Origin of the sequence: Scytonema sp. HK-05 (genome assembly GCF_963872035.1) — a bacterium.
In the GTDB taxonomy this organism is placed as follows: domain Bacteria; phylum Cyanobacteriota; class Cyanobacteriia; order Cyanobacteriales; family Nostocaceae; genus Kalymmatonema.
On record NZ_CAWMYC010000103.1, the window covers coordinates 57,422 to 80,430 of the forward strand.

Consider the following 23,009-nt stretch of genomic DNA (forward strand, 5'->3'; position numbering starts at 1 on the left):
TTTAGGTTTTCAGCGTCAGTCCTGGATGATTGACAGTTTGAACAAAGAATAAGAGGGTAACAAATTATGAAGTCATTTGTGCTGTTACTCATTGTAATTTTATTTATTACAGGTATTTCAATTCAAGCCCTTCTTGCCTCTGGAAACATTCCGTTTCATACTGAAATCCAAGCAATTCTTCAACAACGCATCGATAAAGAGAAGCAGAGCGTTGGAATTGTCGTTGGCTTAATCAATCCTAAAGGTAGCACAATAGTCAGCTATGGCAAGTTAAATCAAACAAGTTCCCGCCAACCTGATGGTGACACTGTATTTGAAATCGGCTCTGTCAGTAAAGTCTTTACGTCACTTGTGTTAGCAGACATGGTAGAGCGTAAAGAACTGAGTCTGCAAGACCCTATTTCAAAATTCTTGCCGAAATCTGTAAAAGTACCAACAAGGAAAGGCAGAGAAATTACACTACTAGATTTAGCAACTCATACTTCAGGTCTGCCTAGATTGCCGAATAATTTGGACCCTAAGGATATAGAAAATCCTTACTCTGATTATACAGTCGAACAGCTTTATTCATTCTTATCAAATTTTCAGTTGACAAGAGACATTGGTGCTGAATATGAATATTCAAATCTGGGCGCTGGATTGTTAGGACATATCCTCAGTCTCAAAGCAGGAATGGATTACGAAAACTTGGTCACGACACGTATTTGTCAACCACTCAAAATGGACAGTACAAGCATTCAACTTTCACCAGAAATGCAAGCGCGCTTTGCAACTGGACACAATCAACTTGGACAACCTGTAAAAAATTGGGATATTCCCACTCTCGCAGGTGCAGGAGCGTTACGTTCTACGGCTAACGATTTACTGAAATTCTTAGCTGCTAATTTGGATTTGAGCAAATTTCATTTATCCCCAGCAATACAGAGAACCCATCTGGTTCAACATGATGCAAATATTCCTGATTTAAAGATTGGCTTGGGCTGGCATATTTTGAAAAGGTATGGCAGAGAAATCATTTGGCATAATGGCGGTACTGGTGGCTACCATAGCTTTATTGGGTTTGATAAAAAGAAGCGCTTGGGGGTTGTTGTCCTTTCTAATTCTGTCAATGATATTGATGATATTGGATTACACCTACTGGAGCCAAAATTTGAACTAGCAAAACGTACTCCTCCAAAAGAACGCAAATCTATTGTATTAGACCCAAAAAAATCTGATACTTATATAGGGCAATATCAGCTTGCACCAAACTTTATTCTTACAATATCTAAGGAGCAAGAGCAACTATATGCCCAAGCAACAGGTCAAGCCAGGCTAGAGTTATTTCCTGAATCAGAGATGGAGTTTTTTATTAAAGAAGTTGATGCTCAAATCACATTTGTTAAAAATATAAAAGGGCAAGTCACTCATTTAATTCTGCACCAAAATGGACAAGATTTAGAGGCAAAAAAGATTCAATAGTACTCTTAGTAGGTTGAGTTGACGCGGCTGGAGTCAGGGAAGGGTGAACCCATGACAAAACGCGGGACTTCCTTTTACAAATATTACTAGTTAGAGTTGACGTTATTGACGCAGTAGTCCTGTATTTACAAGCGGCGTAAATTTCGCGCGTGTAAGCAGGACTACTGCGATAGCGAAGCGTGGCACGTTCATTGCCATAGGTTGTCCAGTGAAGGGATTTCCAACAAATAAATTACCCCCTAACAGTGGGGTGGGCATCCCTGCCCGCCCAGTTAATAGGACGGGCACCAATCCCATCCCACAAGAAAAAAGAAGGCGATCGCCAATTTTTTTAAATTACCAATTGCAACAGCATGATAAATTTATTACCTGTGTGTTCGCCTTCTTAATATCAAGTCCATCTCATTTTCCATCAGAAAAGCACCAAAATACAAGTGTCAATTAGCGCTTTATAACTACGGTTGCACAAAGTAAGCAAAGAGTGCTTATGCCGACTTTATAACTCCACAAATTTGCTGTAGCGAACGACTAGTTTCAACTCTTGCAAGCGTTGATAGATTGTTTGAAAACTATGATTTAAATTAAATTAAATCTAATTTAAGAAAATATTAAACTCTCTTTATATCAAGACTATTTTGTTTCAAATTGGCACGACTCAAAAGGTAGTTTCGCTAAAAAAAAAGAAAACAAGCACCAAATCTGTTGTAAGCTATATTTCTGTAAAATTAATATGTTACTTGAGAGAGATGATTTTGAACTACTATTTTTTATTATTATTTATTTGAATTTGATTAACTGCTCTTATTTTTTTAATAAGCAAATGTGTGGTAGATTAAGTGTGGCTTTTTATGAGAAATAAAAAGCCAAAAACAAATTTAGTGTAGTGGTAGCTTTTTATTAACAAATCTTCCGACGCTTAAAAAATTGATTTCTGCTCATTTCCATAAAAGTGGTGTGACGTTGTTCAAGGGCTATAAAAATAGCAGTTATAACTTTGAAACTTAGTGATCATAAGTGTGAATAACGCTTATTTATTTCGAGTGAACAGGCTGCATACACTAACTGGAATTTTGTCATGGCTTCTACCTTGCCAAATAAAAATCACTTAGTTACAAAGCTCAAAAACTCTTTCCAATCGGCTAATCAACACTTGCAGAGAACACCAGAGCGATCGCTTGAGCAAGCTTATCAAGCTGTGTTAAAAATTAAAGCTATTGAAAATGAGTACTTTAATGGTGGCAAAATATCCACAGAATCGACCAATCACACTGCTTCTGTCATCTCTTATCTGCGGGTAAATTTAGAGAAAAACTTGAATATTGCTAAGCTGAGACTGGTAGAATTCAGAGTGAGTAGCTTCGTCCTTGATAATCTCAACGCTAACCATTTGGCAAAGCTAAGGTTGGTGGATGAAGTATTAGATAAATATAAATATACAGACCAAGAGAATAATTTACTTGCTGAAATACGGCTTTCCGAACCTGTCAACCCTGTCAACCATAGTCTCATCAAAGCTAACAATCAGTCATATTTACCAACTGAAAATGCGATTGACGTTGAGACTGTCACTGATAAAACAGGAGTCCTGCCTAGGTCAATCGGGAGAACGATTAATAAAATCAAAAGTGACTTCAATTTCAGCACTTGCAACTCTTAAAACCATGAATGAGTGATATTTCTAATCCACAAAATTCAGCAAGAGTGCGAGTGCTATCAAGTTTCATCCTAGATAACACTTGTAGGCAACAAAGAAGAATCAACAACATACATTCGAGGTTTCAAGTATGAAATACAACAAGATTGAAGAAATCATCAAAAATAATCAGGCTTGGGCTGCACAAAAAGTAGCCCAAGACCGCACTTACTTTGAAGAATTGGCAACTGGACAAAAACCGCCTTATCTCTACATTGGGTGTTCAGACAGTCGTCTAGCCCTCACAAGATTTACTGGTACAGAACCCGGAGAATTATTTGTCCATCGCAATATTGCCAATCAAGTTTCTCTCACGGATATTAACTTTTTAGCCATTTTAGAATACGCAGTTGTCCATCTTGAGGTAAAACACATTATTGTTTCTGGTCACTACGGTTGCGGTGGAATTAAGGCGGCGTTAGAAGGACGAGCAATCGGACTTGTTGATAATTGGGTGAATCCAATTCGAGAAATCTATTTACAAAAACAAGACGAAATTGATGCCTTACCAACACAACAAGAACGCTGGAATCGCCTAGCAGAATTGAATGTGGTCATGCAGGTCAAAAATCTCTACCAAACTTCTGTTATGCGTCAGGTACTCGAACAGCAAAAAGCGCCTGAGGTTCATGGCTGGGTAGTGGATATACGCACCGGCTTGATTAAAGACCTAGACGTTTCAACTAAACAATGGGAATTGCGTTCATTATCTGTTGCAGCACTTTAAGGTAGGATGCAGGCTTCGCCTACGCCCGACTCTGGCTTTGCCAGAGTCAAGCCGTCCTGAATGTTACTCAATCCACGATATTATCCTTTGGTTGTAATAGCTTAAGTTTCTGTCAAATATTAAAGCCAGAACATTATATTGGAGGTTTAGAGATGCAAGGACCGAATAATAAAAAGACTGCTTCTCCGCCAGAACAGAACAAAAATAACTCTAAAGAATCTAGAGAAAAATCTTCGAGTTTGAGTTCTCAAAAAAGATTTTTATTGGCAGAATCTTTATTGGCAGAATCTCAAAGAAAGTTTTTCTCGCGAGAGAAATATGTTGCCAAGAGATCATTCAGAGAAAGGTTTGGGCTTTACACTGGCGAAGAACACTCTGCAATTAAAGTAACCTTACGCCTTACCGAGTCAGTGCTTCAGGCAATTCTTCCCTGGGTCATCTTATGGGGAGGATATGGCTTTCTCATTTCACTGCTTAACTACTATGGGCATATATCAAAAGTTAATGCTGACATTAAAGCTATTCCCAACATTGTCATTTCTCTCAACATCGTCTTATCGTTACTCTTAATTTTCCGAACAAATACAGCCCACGATCGCTTTTGGGAAGCTCGTAAATTGTGGGGAGGAATGGTCAACACTGTTCGCAACCTAACTCGGAGAATCTCCATCGTCATTCAAGAACGCCAACCAGAAGATAGAACAGAAAAAGAAGCTATGTTGCGACTCGTCGTTGCCTTTGCTGTGGCAATGAAGCTGCATCTGCGAAGAGAACCTGTGAATTCTGAATTAGCTTGCTTGATATCATCCTCTAAATATGAAGCACTCCAAGACGTAAATCATCCTCCGCTCCAGATTGCTTACTGGATTGGAGATTATTTCCAGCATCAGCATGAACGTGAATGTATCGATGTCATAGAGTTGCATGCTCTACATTTATTGCTGGATGAAATGGTGAATCTCTTGGGTGGCTGTGAGCGCATTTTAAAAACACCAGTGCCTCTGGTGTATACCATTACTCTCAAGATGCTGTTGACGTTTTATTTCCTGCTGCTTCCTTGGGAATTGGTGAGTGGTTTAACTTGGTGGACTGGACCGATATTAGCTTTCTTAAGCTGTATTTTGCTTGGTATTGATGAAATCGGGGCGGAAATTGAAGAGCCTTTCGGTCATGATGCAAACGACTTACCTTTAGATGCCATTTGTAAGACAATGCTTCGCAATACCTACGATCTTTGCTCTTCCTGCCCAATCAACTAACTAGGCTGACGTTGCCGCAAGCAAATTCCTCAAAGCGCATATTTTTCTTTCAGCGGCTCTAAAAATTTAACTAAGTACAGTATTGTCAAATACGAGCGCGAATTGATAGCAAGATCAAGTGTACGACAGGCAAGATACCTAATTTATTTCATACCATGGGATTAAGGTTATGAGCACAACACTACAAAGATGGGGTATCCCGCTTGGAATTCTCGGTTTCATGACCATTATTACGGCACTAGTCAACGATCCATTCACGAGTGCCCAGCCACAAAAAAAGCAGTCAATTGCGATTGATGGTTCTAGCACGGTCTATCCGATCACAAATTTGATGGCTGCAGAGTTCAACGGCAGCCGAGAAAACAAGGTGCAAATGAAGGTTGCCATCTCCGGTACCACCGGTGGGTTTAAAAAGTTCTGCGAAGGAAAAACCGATATCAGCGATGCCTCGCGCCCCATCCTTAAAGAGGAAATGGCAATTTGCAAGCGAAACAAGGTCGGCTATATAGAACTCCCTATTGCCTTTGATGCCCTCACTGTGGTAGTCAATCCCCAAAATGATTGGGCAAAGGACATTACGGTTGCTGAGTTAAAGAAAATTTGGGAACCAGCCGCCGAAGGGAAAATTACCAAATGGAACCAGGTTCGTAGCAGCTGGCCCGACAAACCCCTCAACCTTTATGGTCCAGACAAGGATTCTGGCACCTTTGACTACTTCACACAAGCAACGGTGGGTAAACGCAAAGCGTCGCGCACCGACTACACAGCTCATGAAGATGACAACGTACTGGTCCGGGGAGTTAGCCAAGACCCGAATGCTTTGGGTTACTTTGGCATTGCCTACTACGAAGCCAACAGAAGTCAAGTCAAAGCTTTAGCGGTTAACAACGGCAAAGGTCCTGTGCCGCCTACACGTCAAACTGTGGAGAAAATTCAATATCAACCCCTATCTCGCCCACTGTTTATCTACGTCAACTCCCAGTCTGCCCAAACCAAACCCGCAGTGAAAGAATTTGTGGATTTCTACCTGGAAAAAGCTCCAAACTTGGTTAGTCAGGTTGGCTACATTCCCCTATCAAAGGAAGTTTATCACCTGGATTTTGTTCAATTCCATCAAGGTGAGGTTGGGACAGTGTTTAATGGGGAAGCTGTGTTAAACCTGACCCTTGGCGAAGTGTTACGCAAACGAGCAACCTTATTCTAGCTAATAGCTATTAGTCTGCTTCCTAGCACTATGATTATCCTTGTAAGGACAAGGCTAGACACGTAGACGCGTTAATCTTTTTGAACTCGCTAAGGCAACGGCGAGTTATAATTATGGACAGAAAAACTGCTCCTTTAACTATTTCGACATATGTCCTTGGCTATAAATAATGAATGACCGTGAGTCTAACGAACCTAAATCCACTGCTAAGGAAGAAATAGTTGAGGAGCAGGAAACAAATAAAGAATTATTTCCTATCGTCGGGATTGGAGCTTCTGCTGGTGGATTGGCGGCATTCACGGAGTTGCTGAGGCATCTACCGACTGATACCGGCATGGGATTTGTGCTGATTCAGCATTTGGCTCCCGAATACAAGAGCTTGTTGAGCGAGATTCTTGGCAGGGCAACGCAAATGCCAGTCATTGAAGTGCACGATGGTATGTCCGTGGAACCTAACCACGTCTACGTCATTCCGCCGAACACAAAGATGACCATTACCCAAGGCAGGCTTAAACTCTTGCCCCGTGAGAAGACGCGTGGGATGTATATGCCAGTCGATGTTTTCTTTAGTTCATCGGCAGAGGAGCGGGGGAGCAAAGCGATTGGAATCGTTCTGTCGGGGTCGGATGGAGACGGTGCACAAGGACTAAGGGCAATCAAAGCGGCTGGCGGGATTACCTTTGCTCAGTGTGAAGCAACGGCAAAATTCACTACCATGCCGAATACGGCTGCTGCTACGGGTCACGTGGACTTTATTCTGCCTCCTGCGGCGATCGCCGAGAAACTGGCTCATATCAGCCGCCATCCCTATGTCACCCACCCAACGCCAGTAGAAACGGTTGAGGAACCCTCACTCGGCGAGAATCCTCTGCATAACATCTTCAAGTTGCTCCGGACTGCCACAGGAATTGATTTTACCAATTACAAGCACACCACCCTCAAGCGGCGAATGATGCGGCGGATGGCTCTGTACAGGTTGGAAAAACTCGAGGATTACGTTACGTATCTTCAGAACAACTCTGCGGAAGTGGAAGCTTTGTTCCAGGATTTATTGATCCATGTCACGAGTTTTTTCCGAGACAGTGATGTATTTCAAGCCTTAAAAAATCAGGTATTTCCCAGCATAATGCAGAATAGAGCGCCCGAGGAGCCAATCCGCATCTGGGTGGCGGGGTGTTCAACAGGTGAGGAAGTTTACTCGATTGCCATCTGCTTATTGGAGTTTTTGGATGATCGGCAAAGTTTGCCCACAATCCAGATTTTTGGCACAGATATCAGTAATTTTGCTATTGAGAAAGCCCGAGGAGCTACATACATACCGAGTTTAGTAGATGAGATTTCACCAGAACGTCTACGACGCTTTTTTAACAAAGTGGAGGGCGGATACCAGGTCAGCAAGTTTGTCCGCCAGATGTGTGTTTTTGCCAAGCAAAACCTGATCGGTGACCCACCTTTTTCGCATCTGGATCTCATTAGTTGTCGGAACGTACTGATTTATTTGGGACCCGCTTTGCAGAAGAAGGTGATACCGTTGTTCCATTACAGCCTCAAACCAACAGGCTTTCTTCTGCTGGGAACCTCGGAGAGTACGGGCGAGTACTCAGACTTGTTTACCTTAGTAAACAAAAAGCAGAAAATTTATTCCCGAAAGTTGACACCGACTCGGCTAAATTTTGACTTCTTTACCAGCAATTATTCAGGACAGAAAATGAAGGATGAGGCTAGGGACTCGGATGCTCTTGAAGGTCTTGATTTGCACAAAGAAGCTGACCGGATTGTCTGGAATAAATATGCCCCGCCTGGTGTGATTATCAACAGCGATCTGGAAATTGTACAATTTCGGGGACAAACCAGTCCCTACCTTGCACCAGCACCCGGAAAGCCAAGCTTCAATTTGCTCAAAATGGCTCAAGCAAGCTTGCGGTTAGAGCTGCGCACAGCGTTCCTCCAGGCGAAACGCTTAGATGTCGCGGTGAGAAAGGAAGGCATCCAACTCACAACTAAAGAGCAATTGAGAGAACTCAATTTTGAGGTTATTCCTTTCCAGGTTCCCCCTTCACAAGAACGCTACTTTTTAGTTTTGTTTGAGGACGTTCAAGCGTCAGCTCTTCCTCACTCAGCTGATGACGACCCTAGGATCAAGCCTAGTAGGGGGAAGCAGACAGCCACAAAGCAGGAACTTATCCAGCTAAAACAAGAACTTGCTGCCACTAAACACGAACTGACTGCAACTAAAGAGTATCTGCAATCGATTATTCAGGATCAGGAAGCAACTAACCAGGAACTCATGACCGCGAATGAGGAGATCCTGTCGAGCAACGAAGAGTTACAAAGCACAAATGAGGAACTAGAAACCGCCAAAGAAGAGATTCAATCGACTAATGAAGAACTGAGCATAACTAACGACGAATTGCACAGTCGGATTCAAGAATTAAACAAGGTCAACAACGATCTGCGCAATCTACTTAGCAGTGTCAATATTCCCATTGTGATGTTAGCAAATGATCTAACTATCCGACGTTTCACCCCGATGGCGGAGAAAATCTTCAACCTGATCCCCACTGATATGGGGCGACCGCTTAATCATATCAAGCCCAATATTAACGTTCCTAACTTAGAGCAAATGATCTTAGAGGTGATTGACACCTTGGTCATTAAAGAACAAGAAGTTCAAGACACTGAGGGTCATTGGTATGACCTACGGATACGCCCTTACAAAACCCTGGAAAATCAAATTGATGGCGCGGTGCTCGTGTTGGTCGATATTGACGCCCTCAAACGCAGCACCGAGGAGCTTAAACAATCCCGTGATTACGCCGAAGCGATCGTCGAGACAATACAGCAACCTCTCTTAGTGCTTGATATCAACTTGAGAGTGGTGACAGCGAATCAGTATTTCTATGAGACTTTCCTGGTTTCACAAGCCGAAACAGAACATCATAGTATCTTCGAGCTTGGAAATGGTCAGTGGAACATTCCCCAGCTGCGATCGCTGCTTGAAGAAGTTCTCCCTCAAAACAACCAGATCGATAATTTTGAGGTTGAGCATACATTTGAGAACATCGGACGCAAGACAATGCTGGTTAATGCCTGTAAAGTCCTGCGAGCAAACAATCATGAAATGATACTCCTCGCCATAAGTGACATCACTGAGCGTCAGCTGTTTGAGTCACAACGTAACCAGCTACTGATTAATGAGCAGTCGGCTCGCGCTGCAGCCGAGGCAGCCAACCGTACTAAAGATGAGTTCTTATCAATCGTCTCTCACGAACTACGGAACCCTCTGAGCGCCATACTAGGCTGGGCTAGGCTGCTGCGTAAGCACTCTTTTGACGCCGAACAGACTGCTAATGCACTGGAGATAATTGAGGCTAGTGGCAAGTCGCTAGCTAACCTGGTTGAAGATATCCTAGACATATCACGCATTACCACAGGCAAGCTCCACATTAATGTCAGTTTGATTGCTCTGGCACCTGTAATTGAGGCAGCCATTGATGTTGCACGTCTATCAGCTGAGGCTAAAAACATTCAAATAGAAACCGTGCTTGAATCGCCGCCTGACACCCTATGGGTGTCAGGCGATCCGGAGCGTTTACAGCAGGTGTTCTGGAATCTGCTTTCTAATTCCATCAAGTTCACCCCAGTCGGGGGACGAGTGACAGTCAAACTTGAGCATATTGGCTCATTTGCCCAAATTCAAATCATTGACACAGGTGAGGGCATCAGCGCCGACTTTCTACCCCATGTCTTTGAGCGCTTCCGTCAAGCAGATAGCACCACCACTCGGTCGCATGGTGGACTCGGACTCGGACTCTCAATTGTGTCTCATTTGGTAGAGCAACACGGTGGCACGATTCAAGCAGAAAGTCCGGGTGAGGGGCAAGGGACAACAATGACAGTGAGGCTACCATTAGGTATATATCACACACAGACTTCTGTGTCAAGTAATTTGTTGCAGGTATCGAGGGCAGGGCAAGAAGTGCCATTAGATACCACGCCAACGCTCTTAGGCGTGCGGGTACTTGTGGTTGATGACGAGGCGGGTCTATTAGAGTTACTGAGGACAATTCTTGAAGAGTACGGAGCGCAAGTGATGGCGGTTACCTCGGCAAAAGAGGCGATCGCCCTTCTAAGAGCGAATCCTGGTGAGTACGATGTTCTGTTGTCAGACATTGGGATGCCGGATGAAGACGGCTACGCGCTGCTCCGTCAGGTGAGGGCGCTTGATGGCGAGTTAGGGAGAATTCCGGCGATCGCCTTATCGGCATATGTCAGGCAAGAAGAGCAAAGCCAGTCTCTTGCTGCAGGTTTTCAAAGGCATCTTGCTAAACCAGTTGAACCAGCTCGCTTGGCATCAATGATTGCGGAACTTGTTCAGCTAAATCAGATGGGAAACTCTTGATGTGCGTGTGTGTTCCAGCCGATTCAGTACACGAGCAATTAATTCTGGTGGCAAAATTGGCTTACTTACATAGTCATCTGCACCCGCAGCAAACACCCGATTCACAGTTTCCGCATCAGAGTCAACAGATAGAAACAGCACGGGTAAGTCACTCCAGCGTGAATCGTTTCGCACCACCTCGCACAGTTCAATGCCACTTAACTCCGGCATTTCCATATCTAGAATCAGCAAGTCGGGGTTAGACACCTCCAAAATCGTCCAAAACTGCTGGGGGTTATCCAGCAGAGTGAGCTTGAATCCCCAAGGCTCTAGTAAAGTGCGCAGAATCTGCAACAATTGGGGGTCATCGTCCACAATCAGAATTTTTGCCTCAACGATGTCAAATCGCTTCTTCTCAACTGGTGGCTCGATTGCGGCTGGTCGTTCCAGTTCTTGCCGCAACGCTACAACAAGTTGAGAGAGACGTTCAACTTGAGCTTGAGTCTGTTTGATTCCAGCCCGAAAAATTTGTTCAATCTCACCGCACAGATGCGAGGCTTCCGCAAAACCAAAGCTTGCCAGCGATCCAATCAGCAAGTGGGCTTCTTGCTGTGCCTGTTGCCCCAATTCTTCAGTGAGCGTACCCGCAACCAGGGTCGTAATAGCTTGTTCTAAGACCGTAACGTGAGCGCTGTACTTGGGTTTAAATCGCGCCCAAATGGCAGCCAGTGCCGACGAAATTTGTGGCTGAGGTTCATCTACTACAGTTTGGGACTGAACCGTTGCCGCTGCGTGATTCTTAACTTCATCTTCTCCTAATTTGAACCGATACCCTAGTCCGTAAACTGTCTCAATCAATCCATCCGCCCCAGCTTTCTTAAGTTTCTGCCGTAAAGCCTTGATGTGTGCTCTGACAGTATTCTCTAAACGGATTTCTTCAGATGACCAGAGATAATCGAGCAGGTGTGTTTGGCTAAATATCCGATGGCTATTACGCAAAAGCAGCTCGAGTATAGCATATTCCTTAGCAGTCAAATGCAAAAGTTGTCCATCGCAACTCACTCTACAGCTACTGGACTCAAGCCTGATATTTCCCGCCTGTATCACTGAGGAGAGAACTGGAGTTCCTCGACGTATCAAAGCACGTATCCGAGCCAATAACTCATTGGTGTCAAAAGGTTTGACAACATAATCATCAGCTCCTGCATCTAATCCAATGACTTTGCTCGTGCTACTGTCCAAAGCTGTCAAAAGCAAAATTGCGGTGCTATTTCCGCGATCGCGTAGCTGTCTGCAAAACTTTAGACCATCCAGTTTTGGCAACATGATATCTAATAAAACCAAGTCATAAGTAAACGCTTCGACTAGGGACAGTCCACTCTGACCATCCATCGCCAAATCGACTACATAATGCTGACTTATCAGAGTATTCTTCAAGATTTCAGCACTCCCTTCATCATCCTCTACTAGCAGAATTTTCATTGATAACTATTGATCCTTGCTAGATTCTCGTCACCTTTTTTAAACATCCCTCTCTAGGAATATTTTTGCTCTAACTTAATAGGCAAATCTGTTACATGACTCGCAGTTTGATTGCAGTTGACTTGAGAAAGAGCGCCACTTTTTTAAACACCTTCTTATATTATCTACCGACTCATTCACAAAATCTTCACTTACTTTTTTTATATTTAACTAAGAACTCAGGAGCCAGAATTCAGGACAAGTGTATTCTGTACGAGTGGGTGATGAGCCATTAGTTTAAAACCTCGTCCCGCAAGTGGTGCGAAAAAAATGTTAAAAAATTCTTCTCAAATCTCCATGCTCAGATCTTGCACCTATTTATAGGAACCGAGCCTATGTAAAAAACGGTGCGATAAAGTTACATTACTTTTTTGGACTTTTTCCGCTAAATAAAGGGCTTTGGGTTTGATACTGAGTGATAAAATTACATAAACTTTTTTTGGTGCAAGATGTCAGATCTTGTGGGTGGAGTATTCTGAGTTCTCCATTCTGACTCATTTTTCCAGTTAGACAGGGCTATTTCCTCAGTGAGCCAAGAGCTTTTAGTGTAAACAAGATTGAAAGTTTTAAGCATAGTCAAGTAACTAGAAGTGAGAGAGTCAATATGTCTTACCAAATATCCAATCTAGAGAGTGATCTTCAAGTATGGAGAGGTATTGACGCGGAGAAAATCCAGGAACTTGAGGAGAAAGTAGAGTTTTTACTCGAACTCATAGAGAGCTATAAGCTAGAACTGTGTTACAAAAATTACGAGTTGGAAGAGATAAAGCAAGAGTTGAGTTATACAAATCAAGAATTATGCGCTGCACTCAATCCCAAGCTAACTATTAATGAGGCGATGGAATTAACTAAAAAGTTGTTGGCAAGCGATAAACCTACCGAGGATGTTCTAGTTGAATTACTTACCGCTATCTATAGCTCTTGGTGAGTAGCAATAGGCAAAGTTTTTCAAGCGCTAGAATGCGATTCCAGTCATTGTAATCACTAACTAGGAGGTTAAAATTAATATGCAAAATACTTTTCGCGACTCGCATCCTGAAAATTACCAAATACCACCAAGTCATTCTCCATTTCCTGTCCTTGATGGCTTGCGTGTACTTGTGGTAGATGACGATGCAAATAACTTGGATTTGCTGGAGACCATTTTTGAACAGTACCAAGCCGAAGTGAACACGGCAGGTTCAGTGGATGAAGCTATTGAAGTGATACAAGAGTGGAAACCAGACGTTCTCATCAGCGATATCAATATGCCAAATAAGGATGGCTATTCGCTAATTCGCTCTATCAGAATCAAAGAAGCAGAGGTTGGTGGGTTTCTTCCCGCCGTTGCTGTTACAGGTTGTGTGCTTCCAGAAAATCGTAGCCTAGCTTTTAATTCCGGGTTTCAGATGTTTATTCTTAAGCCATTTTACTCTGAGGAGCTAGTTACAGTTGTGGCAAAACTTACTGGACGAACCGTTGAACAGAAATGTTGAGCGCAGTCCCTACCCATAACGCAAGTTTAGGGACGGGCAAGATGCCCATCCCACAAAAATCATTCTTAAGTTAATTAACTACGAGCGATACCCTCTTGACGCGCTGCGCGTTGCACAGCACCAGCAACAGCAGTTACCACGCGCTCATCAAACACAGAAGGAACGATGTGTTCCTTGTCAAGGTCTGAAGGTTTAATTAAGGACGCGATCGCACTGGCTGCTTCTAGATACATTGTCGTGGTAATCGTTGCTGCCCGACAATCTAAAGCACCACGGAACACGCCAGGAAAAGCTAGGACGTTATTAATTTGATTTGGATAGTCACTGCGACCTGTTGCCATGACTGCAACATCGTCTTTGACTAATTCTGGCTGAATTTCCGGAATGGGATTTGCCATAGCAAACACGATTGGGTCTTTCGCCATTGAACGCACCATTTCTGGTGTTACAACTCCTGGTGCTGAGAGACCGATAAAGACATCTGCACCTTGCAATGCACCCGCCAAAGTCCCTTGAGCTTTCACTGCAAATTCGCGCTTTTCTTCTGTTAAGTCAGTGCGACTGGTGGAAAGAATACCTTTTGAGTCGCACATCCAGATTTTTTCTGCCCCAGCTTTCTGAAGTAACCGGGCGACTGCTATCCCAGCTGCGCCAGCACCGTTAATTACGATGCGGACGTCTGCCATTGATTTATGTACCAGCTTCAAGGCGTTAAACAACGCTGCTAAAGTGACAATCGCCGTGCCATGTTGGTCATCGTGAAAAACAGGGATATCTAATTCTTGTCGTAGTTTCGCTTCAATTTCAAAACAGCGAGGAGCTGCGATATCCTCTAAATTCACACCCCCAAATACTGGAGCGAGATTTTTTACTGTACGGACAATTTCATCTGTATCTTGGGTATCAAGGCAGATGGGAAAGGCATCTATGCCAGCGAATTCCTTAAACAGCATAGCTTTACCCTCCATAACTGGCAAGGCTGCTGCTGGACCAAGATTTCCCAATCCCAAAACAGCACTGCCATCGGTAACAATAGCAACAGTGTTTTGTTTAATGGTTAAGTTGTAAACTTCTTCTGGATTTTGGGCGATCGCATTACAAATTCGTCCTACTCCTGGCGTGTAAGCCATTGCCAAGTCGGACACACTCCTGAGAGGAATTCTGCTAGCAATGCTAATTTTACCGCCGCGATGCAAATTAAAGGTGCGGTCATAGACATTCAACACCTTAATATCTGGCAAGGCTTTCACTGCTTGGACAATCGTCTCAGCGTGTTCCGTGCTGGCTGCATCGACAGTGATATCGCGAATCGAAATAGCCCTTGTTTGGTCGATTAAATCAATTTGACCGAAGTTACCGCCACTGGTGGCGATCGCCTTGGTCACGGTAGCCAACATCCCGATGCGGTTGGGAATTTCCACACGGAGTGTCAAGCCAAAACTAGAATTAGGGGTCAGGTCTGCCATGCTTTGTTGATTGTGGGTTTCAGATTCTAGATTTTAGATGCAATTGATGGGTTAAATTCTAGTTAAACGCTAAAATCTAAAACCATCCACTGTAAACCATCCAAAACTTAGTCATTGTAACCATTTAGACTAAATATTTTTAGTCATTCCATTAACCCAACGAATCATGAGGATGTTTCCCCGTGAGGTGCGGACTACTAGTAGTCCGCCACGCTACTGCTGATTTTATTGAGGGGCTAATTCCGGGAACACTGAGTAGAGTCGATGTTTGGAAACCAGTTATGACAAAGCTCTACAACAAAACTTCAGAAAAACAAAAGCGCCAAGCACTACGAAACAATATACCACCAGCCGAAAAAATGGTTTGGGCAAAGCTTAGAAGTCAGCAAGTCGAAGGCTGCAAATTTCGTAGGCAGTACAGTATTGGTGCATTTGTAGTTGACTTTTACTCCCCTGAATTGAAACTAGCTATCGAAATTGACGGAGACAGTCATTACGAAGATGGCGCACCAGAGTATGACCGTGAAAGGCAGGCGTTTCTGGAAGACAAAGGAACGAAAGTCGTGAGATTTACCAACCAAAAAGTTTATGAGGATCTCGATGGGGTGGTGGAGGCAATCAGGCAAATCATTGGCCAGATGCGGAGGATTACCCCACCCCAGCCCTCCCCGATGCATTGGGGAGGGAGACTAATTCTTCCCCCCTTTACAAGGGGAGATTGAGGGGGGTAATTCTTCGCTGCTTTACAAGGGGGGATTGAGGGGGGTAATTCTTCGCTGCTTTACAAGGGGGGATTGAGGGGGGTCTCCCGCCGTAGGTAACTGTCGTTGGAAACCCTCCTGCATAGCGCTGGTCTCACCTCCTGCAGTACTGGCGACTGTATGCCGCTAGCAAAGCTGGGTACTGGGGACTGGCTCAAGATTGGAAATGCTCCCAACTTGGGGAAGGGCTTTATTGCCCCTTCGATAATTTTTCGTTTGATAACCATTACCCCAATCCCTCATCCCCAATCCCCAGTCCCTTTTACCCTACTCAAAATAAAAAGCGCCCTTCTTACTTGAGAAGGACGCTTTCCACTTGTACAGACGCGATACATCACGTCTGTGGATTATTCAAAATTAACCGTTGATTGCAGGAGCGCTCAAAGCAACAGGAGCAGCATCACCAGCAGCCAAGTCGAGAGGGAAGTTGTGAGCGTTGCGCTCGTGCATCACTTCCATACCTAAGTTAGCGCGGTTAAGGACGTCTGCCCAAGTGTTAATCACGCGACCTTGAGAGTCAATAACTGACTGGTTGAAGTTGAAACCGTTGAGGTTGAACGCCATAGTGCTGATACCCAAAGCGGTGAGCCAGATACCAACGACAGGCCATGCACCCAGGAAGAAGTGCAGAGAACGGCTGTTGTTGAAGCTCGCGTATTGGAAGATCAGACGACCAAAGTAGCCGTGTGCTGCAACGATGTTGTAGGTTTCTTGTTCTTGACCAAACTTGTAACCGTAGTTTTGAGACTCGGTTTCGCTTGTTTCACGTACCAGAGAAGAAGTGACCAAGGAACCGTGCATTGCGCTGAAAAGCGCACCACCAAATACACCTGCCACACCTAATTGGTGGAAGGGGTGCATCAAAATGTTGTGTTCTGCTTGGAACACCAACATGAAGTTGAAGGTTCCAGAGATACCCAAAGGCATACCATCAGAGAAGGAACCTTGACCGATTGGGTAAATCAAGAATACTGCGGTCGCAGAAGCTACAGGAGCAGAGTAAGCTACACAAATCCAAGGGCGCATCCCTAAGCGATAGCTTAGCTCCCATTGACGACCCAGCCAACAGAAAATACCAATCAGGAAGTGGAATACTACCAACTGGTATGGACCACCGTTGTACAACCACTCATCGAGGGAAGCTGCTTCCCAGATGGGGTAGAAGTGCAAACCAATGGCATTGGAAGAAGGAACAACAGCACCAGAAATTATGTTATTGCCGTAGATTAACGAACCTGCAACAGGCTCGCGGATACCATCGATGTCAACGGGAGGTGCAGCGATGAAGCCGATAACGAAGCAGATAGTAGCGGCAAGCAGGGTGGGAATCATCAACACACCGAACCAACCGATATATAGACGGTTGTCAGTGCTGGTGATCCACTCGCAGAACCGCTCCCATACGTTACCGCTTTCGCGACGTTGTAAGGTTGTGGTCATAGTTCTTATGAGTGCTTTGAACTGAGTGCTTTGAACTTTTTGAAAAATATAAATCAGGTAATTCAGTTATTTACCTGTACTAGCTATATTTACATGAATTTACTGACAGTTGAAGTCGTGACTTAATGATTATTTACATTTTGTAGTTTTATTGAAATAAATTAAGTTTTTTAAAATAAAACAAGTTTATAGCGGTCTCTATTGTGTGAAATACACCTGAGCGTAAGAACACTGCCAATACTGTTTGAATGGTGATACTCGTGTGCGAGTTTTAAACACTCATCAACGAAGTTTTAATACTCGTGTGCGGGTTTCAAACACTCATCAACGAAGTTTTAATACTCGTGTACGAGTTTCAAACACTCATCAACGAAGTTCTTATACCAAAAGCGGTAAATTAACCCATATTGAAGAAGAAAACAGATACGCCAGAATTCAGGAGTCAAAACAGTGAACAGTGAACAGTGACCAGTTACCAGTCAATCCCCATCAATGAATTGAGGGGCTTGAAATAAGGATGCACTTTCATTATTTCTCCATCAATAAATTGAGGGGCAAGGAAGCGTCACCAGTACCAGCATGGTACTTGATAACTGATAACTGGTAACTGATTCGGTCAGAATCAATTGGATCGGTGCAGCACCAACGAAAGTGAACACCGTGTAGACGGTGGGGTTTTAAACCCATCCATTCATCCGCGGCTTCGTACAGAATACCCAAGCTGTATTCTGACTCCTGACTCCTGAATTCTTTGAGGATAAAACTTTTATGTAGTGAGGACTTCAGTCCTTGTTTTCGTGGAAGAGGACGCGCATTCCTCACTACAAAGTTAGTCAGGATTGTCTCACACCCAATTTCAACTAGAAGTCAAAATATATGTAAGGCAAGCTACCTTCAGGAGCGAGTAACCAAACACTGTAGAAACACAAAGGCACGAACACAAGCTTTACGGGCCAGTTGAACTGTAACTTGAGTGTTCGGTTAAAGGCGTAGATCACAGCCATGACAGTAGCTAAAATCAGGAGCAGCATCACCAGTTGGTATTGGCTTAGATTGAGGGCATCGACATAAACCTTTTGAGCAAATTGCTCATCGGCAGGATAACCCCAAAGATGTTGAAATACTAAAGAAGATTCTTCGAGGTTCGGTAGGCGGAACCAGATCCAAGAGGTGAAAACCATAAACTGCGTGAGGAACCAAGCCAAAATTGTACCTAGTGGCTGTTGCCAAAAATTTTCCAAATCCTCAAAGCGATCGCTGATAGCATCAGTGAACCGATGAATTGCCAAAGCTAACCCGTGCAATAGACCCCAGACGACAAAACCTAATGCGGCTCCGTGCCAAATACCCGCAATCAGCATGATAATCATCAAATTCAAACAGGTGCGATCCAATCCTTGACGGGAACCACCCAAGGGGAAGTACAGATAATTACGCAGCCAATCCCCTAGAGTGATGTGCCAGCGTCGCCAAAAGTCTGCAATACTGGTGCTGAAGTAGGGAAAGTCAAAATTTTGAGGTAGAACCAACCCAAATAGCAAAGCACTCCCACGGGCAATATCTACGTAACCGCTGAAATCCAAATACAACTGGAAGCCGTAGGCAAAAGTCGCCAACCATAAATCCGTGCTACCTGCTCTTTGCAAGTTGCTAAAACATAAATCAACAAAAATTCCCAAGTGGTCTGCTACAATACCTTTTTTAACTGCACCCCTAGCAATCAGCCATAGTCCCTCTGCCACAATATCAGGAGTGAGCAAGCCGAGATTTTTAAATTGATTCGCTAAGTTGTGGAAACGAGTAATGGGACCTGAAATGAGTTTGGCAAAGAAAAACTTGTATGCAGCAAATTGGAGAAATTCTTTTGCAGGAGGTGCGCCACGGTACACATCAACTAAATATGCAATGCACTCAAAGGTAAAAAATGAAATTCCTAAAGGTGCAATTAATTTAAAAGAGTCAGCTTCGGAGGTGATAATACTGGGGAAAAGAAACCTTAAGAAAGGCAGCAAATATTTAAAACCCAGTAGTAAAAAAACATTCAAAACTATACCCAGCCATAAAAGTTTGAGACGGCGAAGATTCCAATCAATTTGAGCATATTGCCGCTCTTCGTTCTTAAACTGCCAATCTAAAGTATCTGGTTCTGGTATAGTGCTTTCACCAATTTCTCGTCCGAGACGAAAGGTAATAAAAATGAGTGCTAGTAGTAATGGAATGTAATGAACTTGCAAAGATGCATAGAACACAATGCTAGCAATTAGCAACGTCCATAGCCGTAACTTTTGTTGTGCCACAGACCAGTAAATTCCTAGCACACTTAACAAGAACAGCCCGTAGAGAATTGATATAAAGTTCATATTTTAGTCATTAGTCATTAGTGAGCCAGCGCTATGCAGGAGGGTTTCCCGACCTAGGCGACTGGCGAACCCGAAGGGTCATTAGTCATTGTAGAGACGCGCTGTTTGAAGCGTCTGTACATCTTCATTAGTCATTAGTTATTAGTAAAAGTAAAGTATTTTGACTTTCCCCCATCTGTTATTTAGAGGGCCAAGGAATCATCGGGTCATTACCAAGCTTTTGCGAGACTTTGTAGGCACCGTAGCGGTTGAGGTGGCTGGGGTCAGAAAAGTAGTCAATTGCCTTGGGACATAATTGACTTAAGTCTCGATAAATAAAGTTTGGATTAGCAGCCAAACGCCGCATATACTGCTGAAATTCTTGCTCATATTTTGAGCGGATTTCGTCTAAATAATATGCAGTGAGAGGCATATTCACAAAGACTAAGGTTATTTTTTGAGACTGGGTAAATTCAAGTAGTGCTTGTACAGCAGCATCTTGATCACCTTCGAGTCGAAAAGATTTGTAGTCGTTGTCGTAGTCTCCGGAGACTTTTGTATGTTTTTGATAATACGTAGCAGGCTGGAAGCGGATAGAAAGAGGAAGAAATCCATCAAAGTCAACTGCTTGTGAAGCATCTTCTTCTGGATTGATGCTATTCGATTTTTTCTTGACTAGTTGGGTTGCGTCGCTAATAATAGGCAAAGAATTGAATTGTTGCTTCAAAAGATTTTTGAGATTGTCGCGCTTTTGATAGCTAGCAGATAAAGCAGCTAGACCTTTATTTAACCACTCATCTACTGCTTTGTAGCTGCTACCTTGCTGGGTTTCCCCGGTTGTTGTTTCTTTGTCTGTTTGCTGCTCTATGCTGTTGATTCTGTCAGTAGAACTTGTTTGTTCTGGTGTTTTTTCCAATACGTACTGATATCCTGGTGATGTAGCGATCGCTCTAAAGGTAATATCCTCTCGACCGCTGTTAAAAGCACGGGAACCATCTGCCCAAACAATCAGTTTTGGCAGTTCTGCTGGTTGAAGAACTCGACGCAGGATAAAATCGACGACTTGCGCTGTGGCACCATTAATGCCAAAGTTAAAAACATCGATACTAGAAGAACCTTGAGTTGTCAAAGATTTGGAAAGAGCGACAGGATCTATTCCCCTAAGAGCGCGGGAAGAGCCAATAATCAGCACATCTGGCGGATGACCAGTTTTTGCCAGACGCTGTTTGTACAGTGCGAGTTGTTCATCTAACTGCTGAGCATTGAAAGTTGGTATCTGCGTTAGCAATGCTCCCGCTTTCTGAGAACGTGTTGCTAAAAGAATGGCAGTTGGTGTTGCCTTTTGCTTCAATGGTGAGGCTGGCAAATTTCTTGGCTGGGTGTTATCTGCTTGCGTCAACCCAGAACCATTCGATATATTCTTCCCAGGTTGAGGAGATTTTTCTGCATCCGTGCTAGTAAAAAACACAGTTCTTTGTTTCTGCTCAGCCTCAGAAGTCGTAGAGGGTGATTTGGGCGAAACGTTGGCAACCGTGGGTGTTAAGGGTATACTGCCAGACATAACTTTACCCAAAATCCAATCGGTTTGTAAGGTCAGCAATAATCCCAACGTACCCCACACCAAGGCAACTCTCAGTCCATGATGGTGATCTGTCGTTTGTTCGTGTGACTGTTCGACATCAGTAAATAGCTGCGTTGCCAAAAGAATTTTTCTTACAGTTGCGCTCCAATCTTCAGCCACTTGGGTGACAAAAGTGTAAACTTCCTCAGTGGTTTCGGGGCGCAGCACTGGCTCGTCAGTAACAGAGGGTAAAAGCTCGCGAACGTAGGCAGAAGTCGCGGCAAATTCTGGAGTCGCTTCTGGTACCAAATGTTGGCGGTGCTGATAATCGACGCCGTAGTGCCAAAAAGGTTCCTTGTTGCCAGCACGACGACCATAGACACGCACACCCATAATTCCAGGGATTTTTAACTGGCGCACAAACTCAGTCACTTGTGAGGCAACTTGTTTGCGTGCTGGACAAACGGGTGCATCACACATGATGTGTAACAAATCCCCTCGAGAGAGCAAAAGGACGCGAATACCTCCCGTTTTGAGACGCGAATCCAGCTCAGGGTTGAGCAAACGCTCAAGTAAGAAAACAATAGCATCTTTCTCGCCAGAACTCGCCAGCTCTAGGGCTGATATTGCTAAAGCTGGATGTTCGTTAGCAGGTAAGGAGAACCAATCAACCCATGCTGGTTTGTTGTCTGTTGTTTTTTGTCCGTACACTGTGGCAGCAACAATGCCTTGGGGGGCTATTGCTTCCAAAAGGGGTCTTATAAACCCTAAACACAGCTCCTTCTCTGGTGCTGAGGCACTGAAGAGTGGGTCTGAAGCTGGGGTACAAAATATATGTAGTGTAGATTCTTTGAGATTTGCCTCTACTGCCACTTTCGATTCTGACAACGTCTCATTTAACAATCGTGACAGCGCTTGCACATCTCCCCAACGCGCCCATTCCTTAAGCATGACCTCGGATGGTGTCAAATCCACCCTAATCACCCAATCTACCTTGTTTTCACCACTGACTCGCGAAGCAATCACAGCATCTTGGTAGCCAGAAAGCTTAAGATTACGTAATTTTTGGGCGACTGGTTCAGCAATTAAAGATGGATCTGGGCTGTAACTCGATTCACAAAATATCCACAGGCGACTTTGATTTTTCTGATTGTTTTGTGTGGATTTTTGCTTGATAATTTTAACTTGTACAGCGATACCAAAAGGACTTAGCGTTTCACTAAGGTAGCGAGCGATCGCCTCTGGATGTCCTTGGCGTGCCAAACTTTCGTTAGAAACAATTAGCGCCCCGCGAGGTTGTTTGGATTCCTCATCTTCTAGCAGGGCTTGATCCACCTGTTCTAAATGCCGATCAAGTTGATTCAGGTAAACCCTATGACACCATTTCGCTCGTTTTTCCCCTTTTTTCTTTCCGTAGACGAAGACTTGGTAAATCGCGGGTTGCTCAAAGCTAGTTAGCATATCCAAGTCTGTTTGTTGTAATGCTCGCAGCAAATCAGACAGAGTTCGCCAACGCTGAGGACATTCTCTACCTTCACACATAATGTGTAGGTCGTTTCCTTGCAACCGGACTTTCACCCCGAAAGTGCTAATCCCTGTTGCTTTGCTTACCCACTGCACTAAAAATTTTTGGCGCTCTGGTAATTCTCTTTTCATGGGAAGTTGACTTTACAGGAAGCGAGTGTTGGGGGATAGTACTTTGGCTCACCGCAATGCACCCT

At 43.8% G+C, this 23,009-nt stretch carries 15 protein-coding genes; 9 read left to right on the forward strand and 6 right to left on the reverse strand.

The genetic code is table 11. The features are described 5' to 3' along the window. The first annotated feature begins 66 nt into the window (after positions 1-66). From AACT52_RS18280 to AACT52_RS18305, 6 genes are all read left to right on the forward strand, one after another. A complete protein-coding gene (locus AACT52_RS18280; RefSeq protein ID WP_073626952.1) occupies positions 67-1,461 on the forward strand; it encodes a serine hydrolase in 1,395 nt (464 codons plus the stop codon). Between the two features lie 1,075 nt (positions 1,462-2,536). Continuing rightward, the gene (locus AACT52_RS18285) at positions 2,537-3,118 is read left to right on the forward strand and encodes a hypothetical protein (protein ID WP_073626955.1); all 582 of its coding nucleotides are present in this window, start codon (positions 2,537-2,539) and stop codon (positions 3,116-3,118) included. 127 nt (positions 3,119-3,245) lie between these two features. After that, a complete protein-coding gene (locus tag AACT52_RS18290; RefSeq protein ID WP_073626957.1) occupies positions 3,246-3,881 on the forward strand; it encodes a carbonic anhydrase in 636 nt (211 codons plus the stop codon). 152 nt (positions 3,882-4,033) lie between these two features. Further along, a complete protein-coding gene (locus AACT52_RS18295) occupies positions 4,034-5,140 on the forward strand; it encodes a bestrophin family protein (RefSeq protein ID WP_083629963.1) in 1,107 nt (368 codons plus the stop codon). A gap of 169 nt (positions 5,141-5,309) precedes the next feature. Beyond that, the gene (locus tag AACT52_RS18300; RefSeq protein ID WP_073626959.1) at positions 5,310-6,344 is read left to right on the forward strand and encodes a PstS family phosphate ABC transporter substrate-binding protein; all 1,035 of its coding nucleotides are present in this window, start codon (positions 5,310-5,312) and stop codon (positions 6,342-6,344) included. Positions 6,345-6,513: 169 nt separating this feature from the next. Then, a complete protein-coding gene (locus AACT52_RS18305; protein WP_073626961.1) occupies positions 6,514-10,746 on the forward strand; it encodes a chemotaxis protein CheB in 4,233 nt (1,410 codons plus the stop codon). On the opposite strand, the gene AACT52_RS18310 is transcribed toward AACT52_RS18305, so the two are convergent. After that, positions 10,723-12,207, reverse strand: a complete 1,485-nt coding sequence (locus tag AACT52_RS18310; protein WP_073626963.1) for a response regulator — start codon at positions 12,205-12,207, stop codon at positions 10,723-10,725. The two genes, AACT52_RS18305 and AACT52_RS18310, sit on opposite strands and share 24 nt — an antisense overlap. A 643-nt stretch (positions 12,208-12,850) precedes the next feature. Between AACT52_RS18310 and AACT52_RS18315 the strand changes: the two genes are divergently transcribed. Continuing rightward, on the forward strand, positions 12,851-13,174 hold the full coding sequence (locus AACT52_RS18315) for a hypothetical protein (RefSeq protein ID WP_073626965.1): 324 nt from the start codon (positions 12,851-12,853) through the stop codon (positions 13,172-13,174). Between the two features lie 79 nt (positions 13,175-13,253). After that, positions 13,254-13,721 (forward strand): response regulator, encoded by a 468-nt coding sequence (locus AACT52_RS18320; protein WP_073626967.1) that lies wholly within the window; start codon positions 13,254-13,256, stop codon positions 13,719-13,721. 74 nt (positions 13,722-13,795) lie between these two features. On the opposite strand, the gene AACT52_RS18325 is transcribed toward AACT52_RS18320, so the two are convergent. Beyond that, positions 13,796-15,187 carry a malic enzyme-like NAD(P)-binding protein gene (locus tag AACT52_RS18325; RefSeq protein ID WP_073626969.1) on the reverse strand — a complete coding sequence of 464 codons (1,392 nt, stop codon included), beginning with the start codon at positions 15,185-15,187 and terminating at the stop codon, positions 13,796-13,798. A 281-nt stretch (positions 15,188-15,468) separates the two neighbouring features. Between AACT52_RS18325 and AACT52_RS18330 the strand changes: the two genes are divergently transcribed. After that, on the forward strand, positions 15,469-15,909 hold the full coding sequence (locus AACT52_RS18330) for an endonuclease domain-containing protein (RefSeq protein ID WP_073626971.1): 441 nt from the start codon (positions 15,469-15,471) through the stop codon (positions 15,907-15,909). Between the two features lie 396 nt (positions 15,910-16,305). Here AACT52_RS18330 and psbA read toward each other — a convergent pair whose 3' ends face one another. The 4 genes from psbA to AACT52_RS18350 all read right to left on the reverse strand — a co-directional run bounded on the left by psbA (position 16,306) and on the right by AACT52_RS18350 (position 22,944). Continuing rightward, positions 16,306-17,388: a photosystem II q(b) protein gene (gene psbA / locus AACT52_RS18335; protein ID WP_073626975.1), complete on the reverse strand. Its 1,083-nt coding sequence runs from the start codon at positions 17,386-17,388 to the stop codon at positions 16,306-16,308. A gap of 528 nt (positions 17,389-17,916) precedes the next feature. Further along, positions 17,917-18,108, reverse strand: a complete 192-nt coding sequence (locus tag AACT52_RS18340) for a hypothetical protein (RefSeq protein WP_096549375.1) — start codon at positions 18,106-18,108, stop codon at positions 17,917-17,919. Between the two features lie 140 nt (positions 18,109-18,248). Beyond that, complete coding sequence (locus AACT52_RS18345; RefSeq protein WP_073626979.1) at positions 18,249-19,748, reverse strand: MBOAT family O-acyltransferase; 1,500 nt, start codon at positions 19,746-19,748, stop codon at positions 18,249-18,251. Positions 19,749-19,926: 178 nt separating this feature from the next. Next, a complete protein-coding gene (locus AACT52_RS18350) occupies positions 19,927-22,944 on the reverse strand; it encodes a DUF1574 family protein (protein WP_073626981.1) in 3,018 nt (1,005 codons plus the stop codon). Between the last annotated feature and the right edge of the window lie 65 nt (positions 22,945-23,009).

Excerpts from the sequence above, each read along its gene's own strand:
- AACT52_RS18280 (WP_073626952.1), top strand. The coding sequence starts at position 67 with ATGAAGTCATTTGTGCTGTTACTCATTGTAATTTTATTTATTACAGGT.
- AACT52_RS18285 (WP_073626955.1), top strand. The coding sequence starts at position 2,537 with ATGGCTTCTACCTTGCCAAATAAAAATCACTTAGTTACAAAGCTCAAA.
- AACT52_RS18290 (WP_073626957.1), top strand. The coding sequence starts at position 3,246 with ATGAAATACAACAAGATTGAAGAAATCATCAAAAATAATCAGGCTTGG.
- AACT52_RS18295 (WP_083629963.1), top strand. The coding sequence starts at position 4,034 with ATGCAAGGACCGAATAATAAAAAGACTGCTTCTCCGCCAGAACAGAAC.
- AACT52_RS18300 (WP_073626959.1), top strand. The coding sequence starts at position 5,310 with ATGAGCACAACACTACAAAGATGGGGTATCCCGCTTGGAATTCTCGGT.
- AACT52_RS18305 (WP_073626961.1), top strand. The coding sequence starts at position 6,514 with ATGAATGACCGTGAGTCTAACGAACCTAAATCCACTGCTAAGGAAGAA.
- AACT52_RS18310 (WP_073626963.1), bottom strand. The coding sequence starts at position 12,207 with ATGAAAATTCTGCTAGTAGAGGATGATGAAGGGAGTGCTGAAATCTTG.
- AACT52_RS18315 (WP_073626965.1), top strand. The coding sequence starts at position 12,851 with ATGTCTTACCAAATATCCAATCTAGAGAGTGATCTTCAAGTATGGAGA.
- AACT52_RS18320 (WP_073626967.1), top strand. The coding sequence starts at position 13,254 with ATGCAAAATACTTTTCGCGACTCGCATCCTGAAAATTACCAAATACCA.
- AACT52_RS18325 (WP_073626969.1), bottom strand. The coding sequence starts at position 15,187 with ATGGCAGACCTGACCCCTAATTCTAGTTTTGGCTTGACACTCCGTGTG.
- AACT52_RS18330 (WP_073626971.1), top strand. The coding sequence starts at position 15,469 with ATGACAAAGCTCTACAACAAAACTTCAGAAAAACAAAAGCGCCAAGCA.
- psbA (WP_073626975.1), bottom strand. The coding sequence starts at position 17,388 with ATGACCACAACCTTACAACGTCGCGAAAGCGGTAACGTATGGGAGCGG.
- AACT52_RS18345 (WP_073626979.1), bottom strand. The coding sequence starts at position 19,748 with ATGAACTTTATATCAATTCTCTACGGGCTGTTCTTGTTAAGTGTGCTA.
- AACT52_RS18350 (WP_073626981.1), bottom strand. The coding sequence starts at position 22,944 with ATGAAAAGAGAATTACCAGAGCGCCAAAAATTTTTAGTGCAGTGGGTA.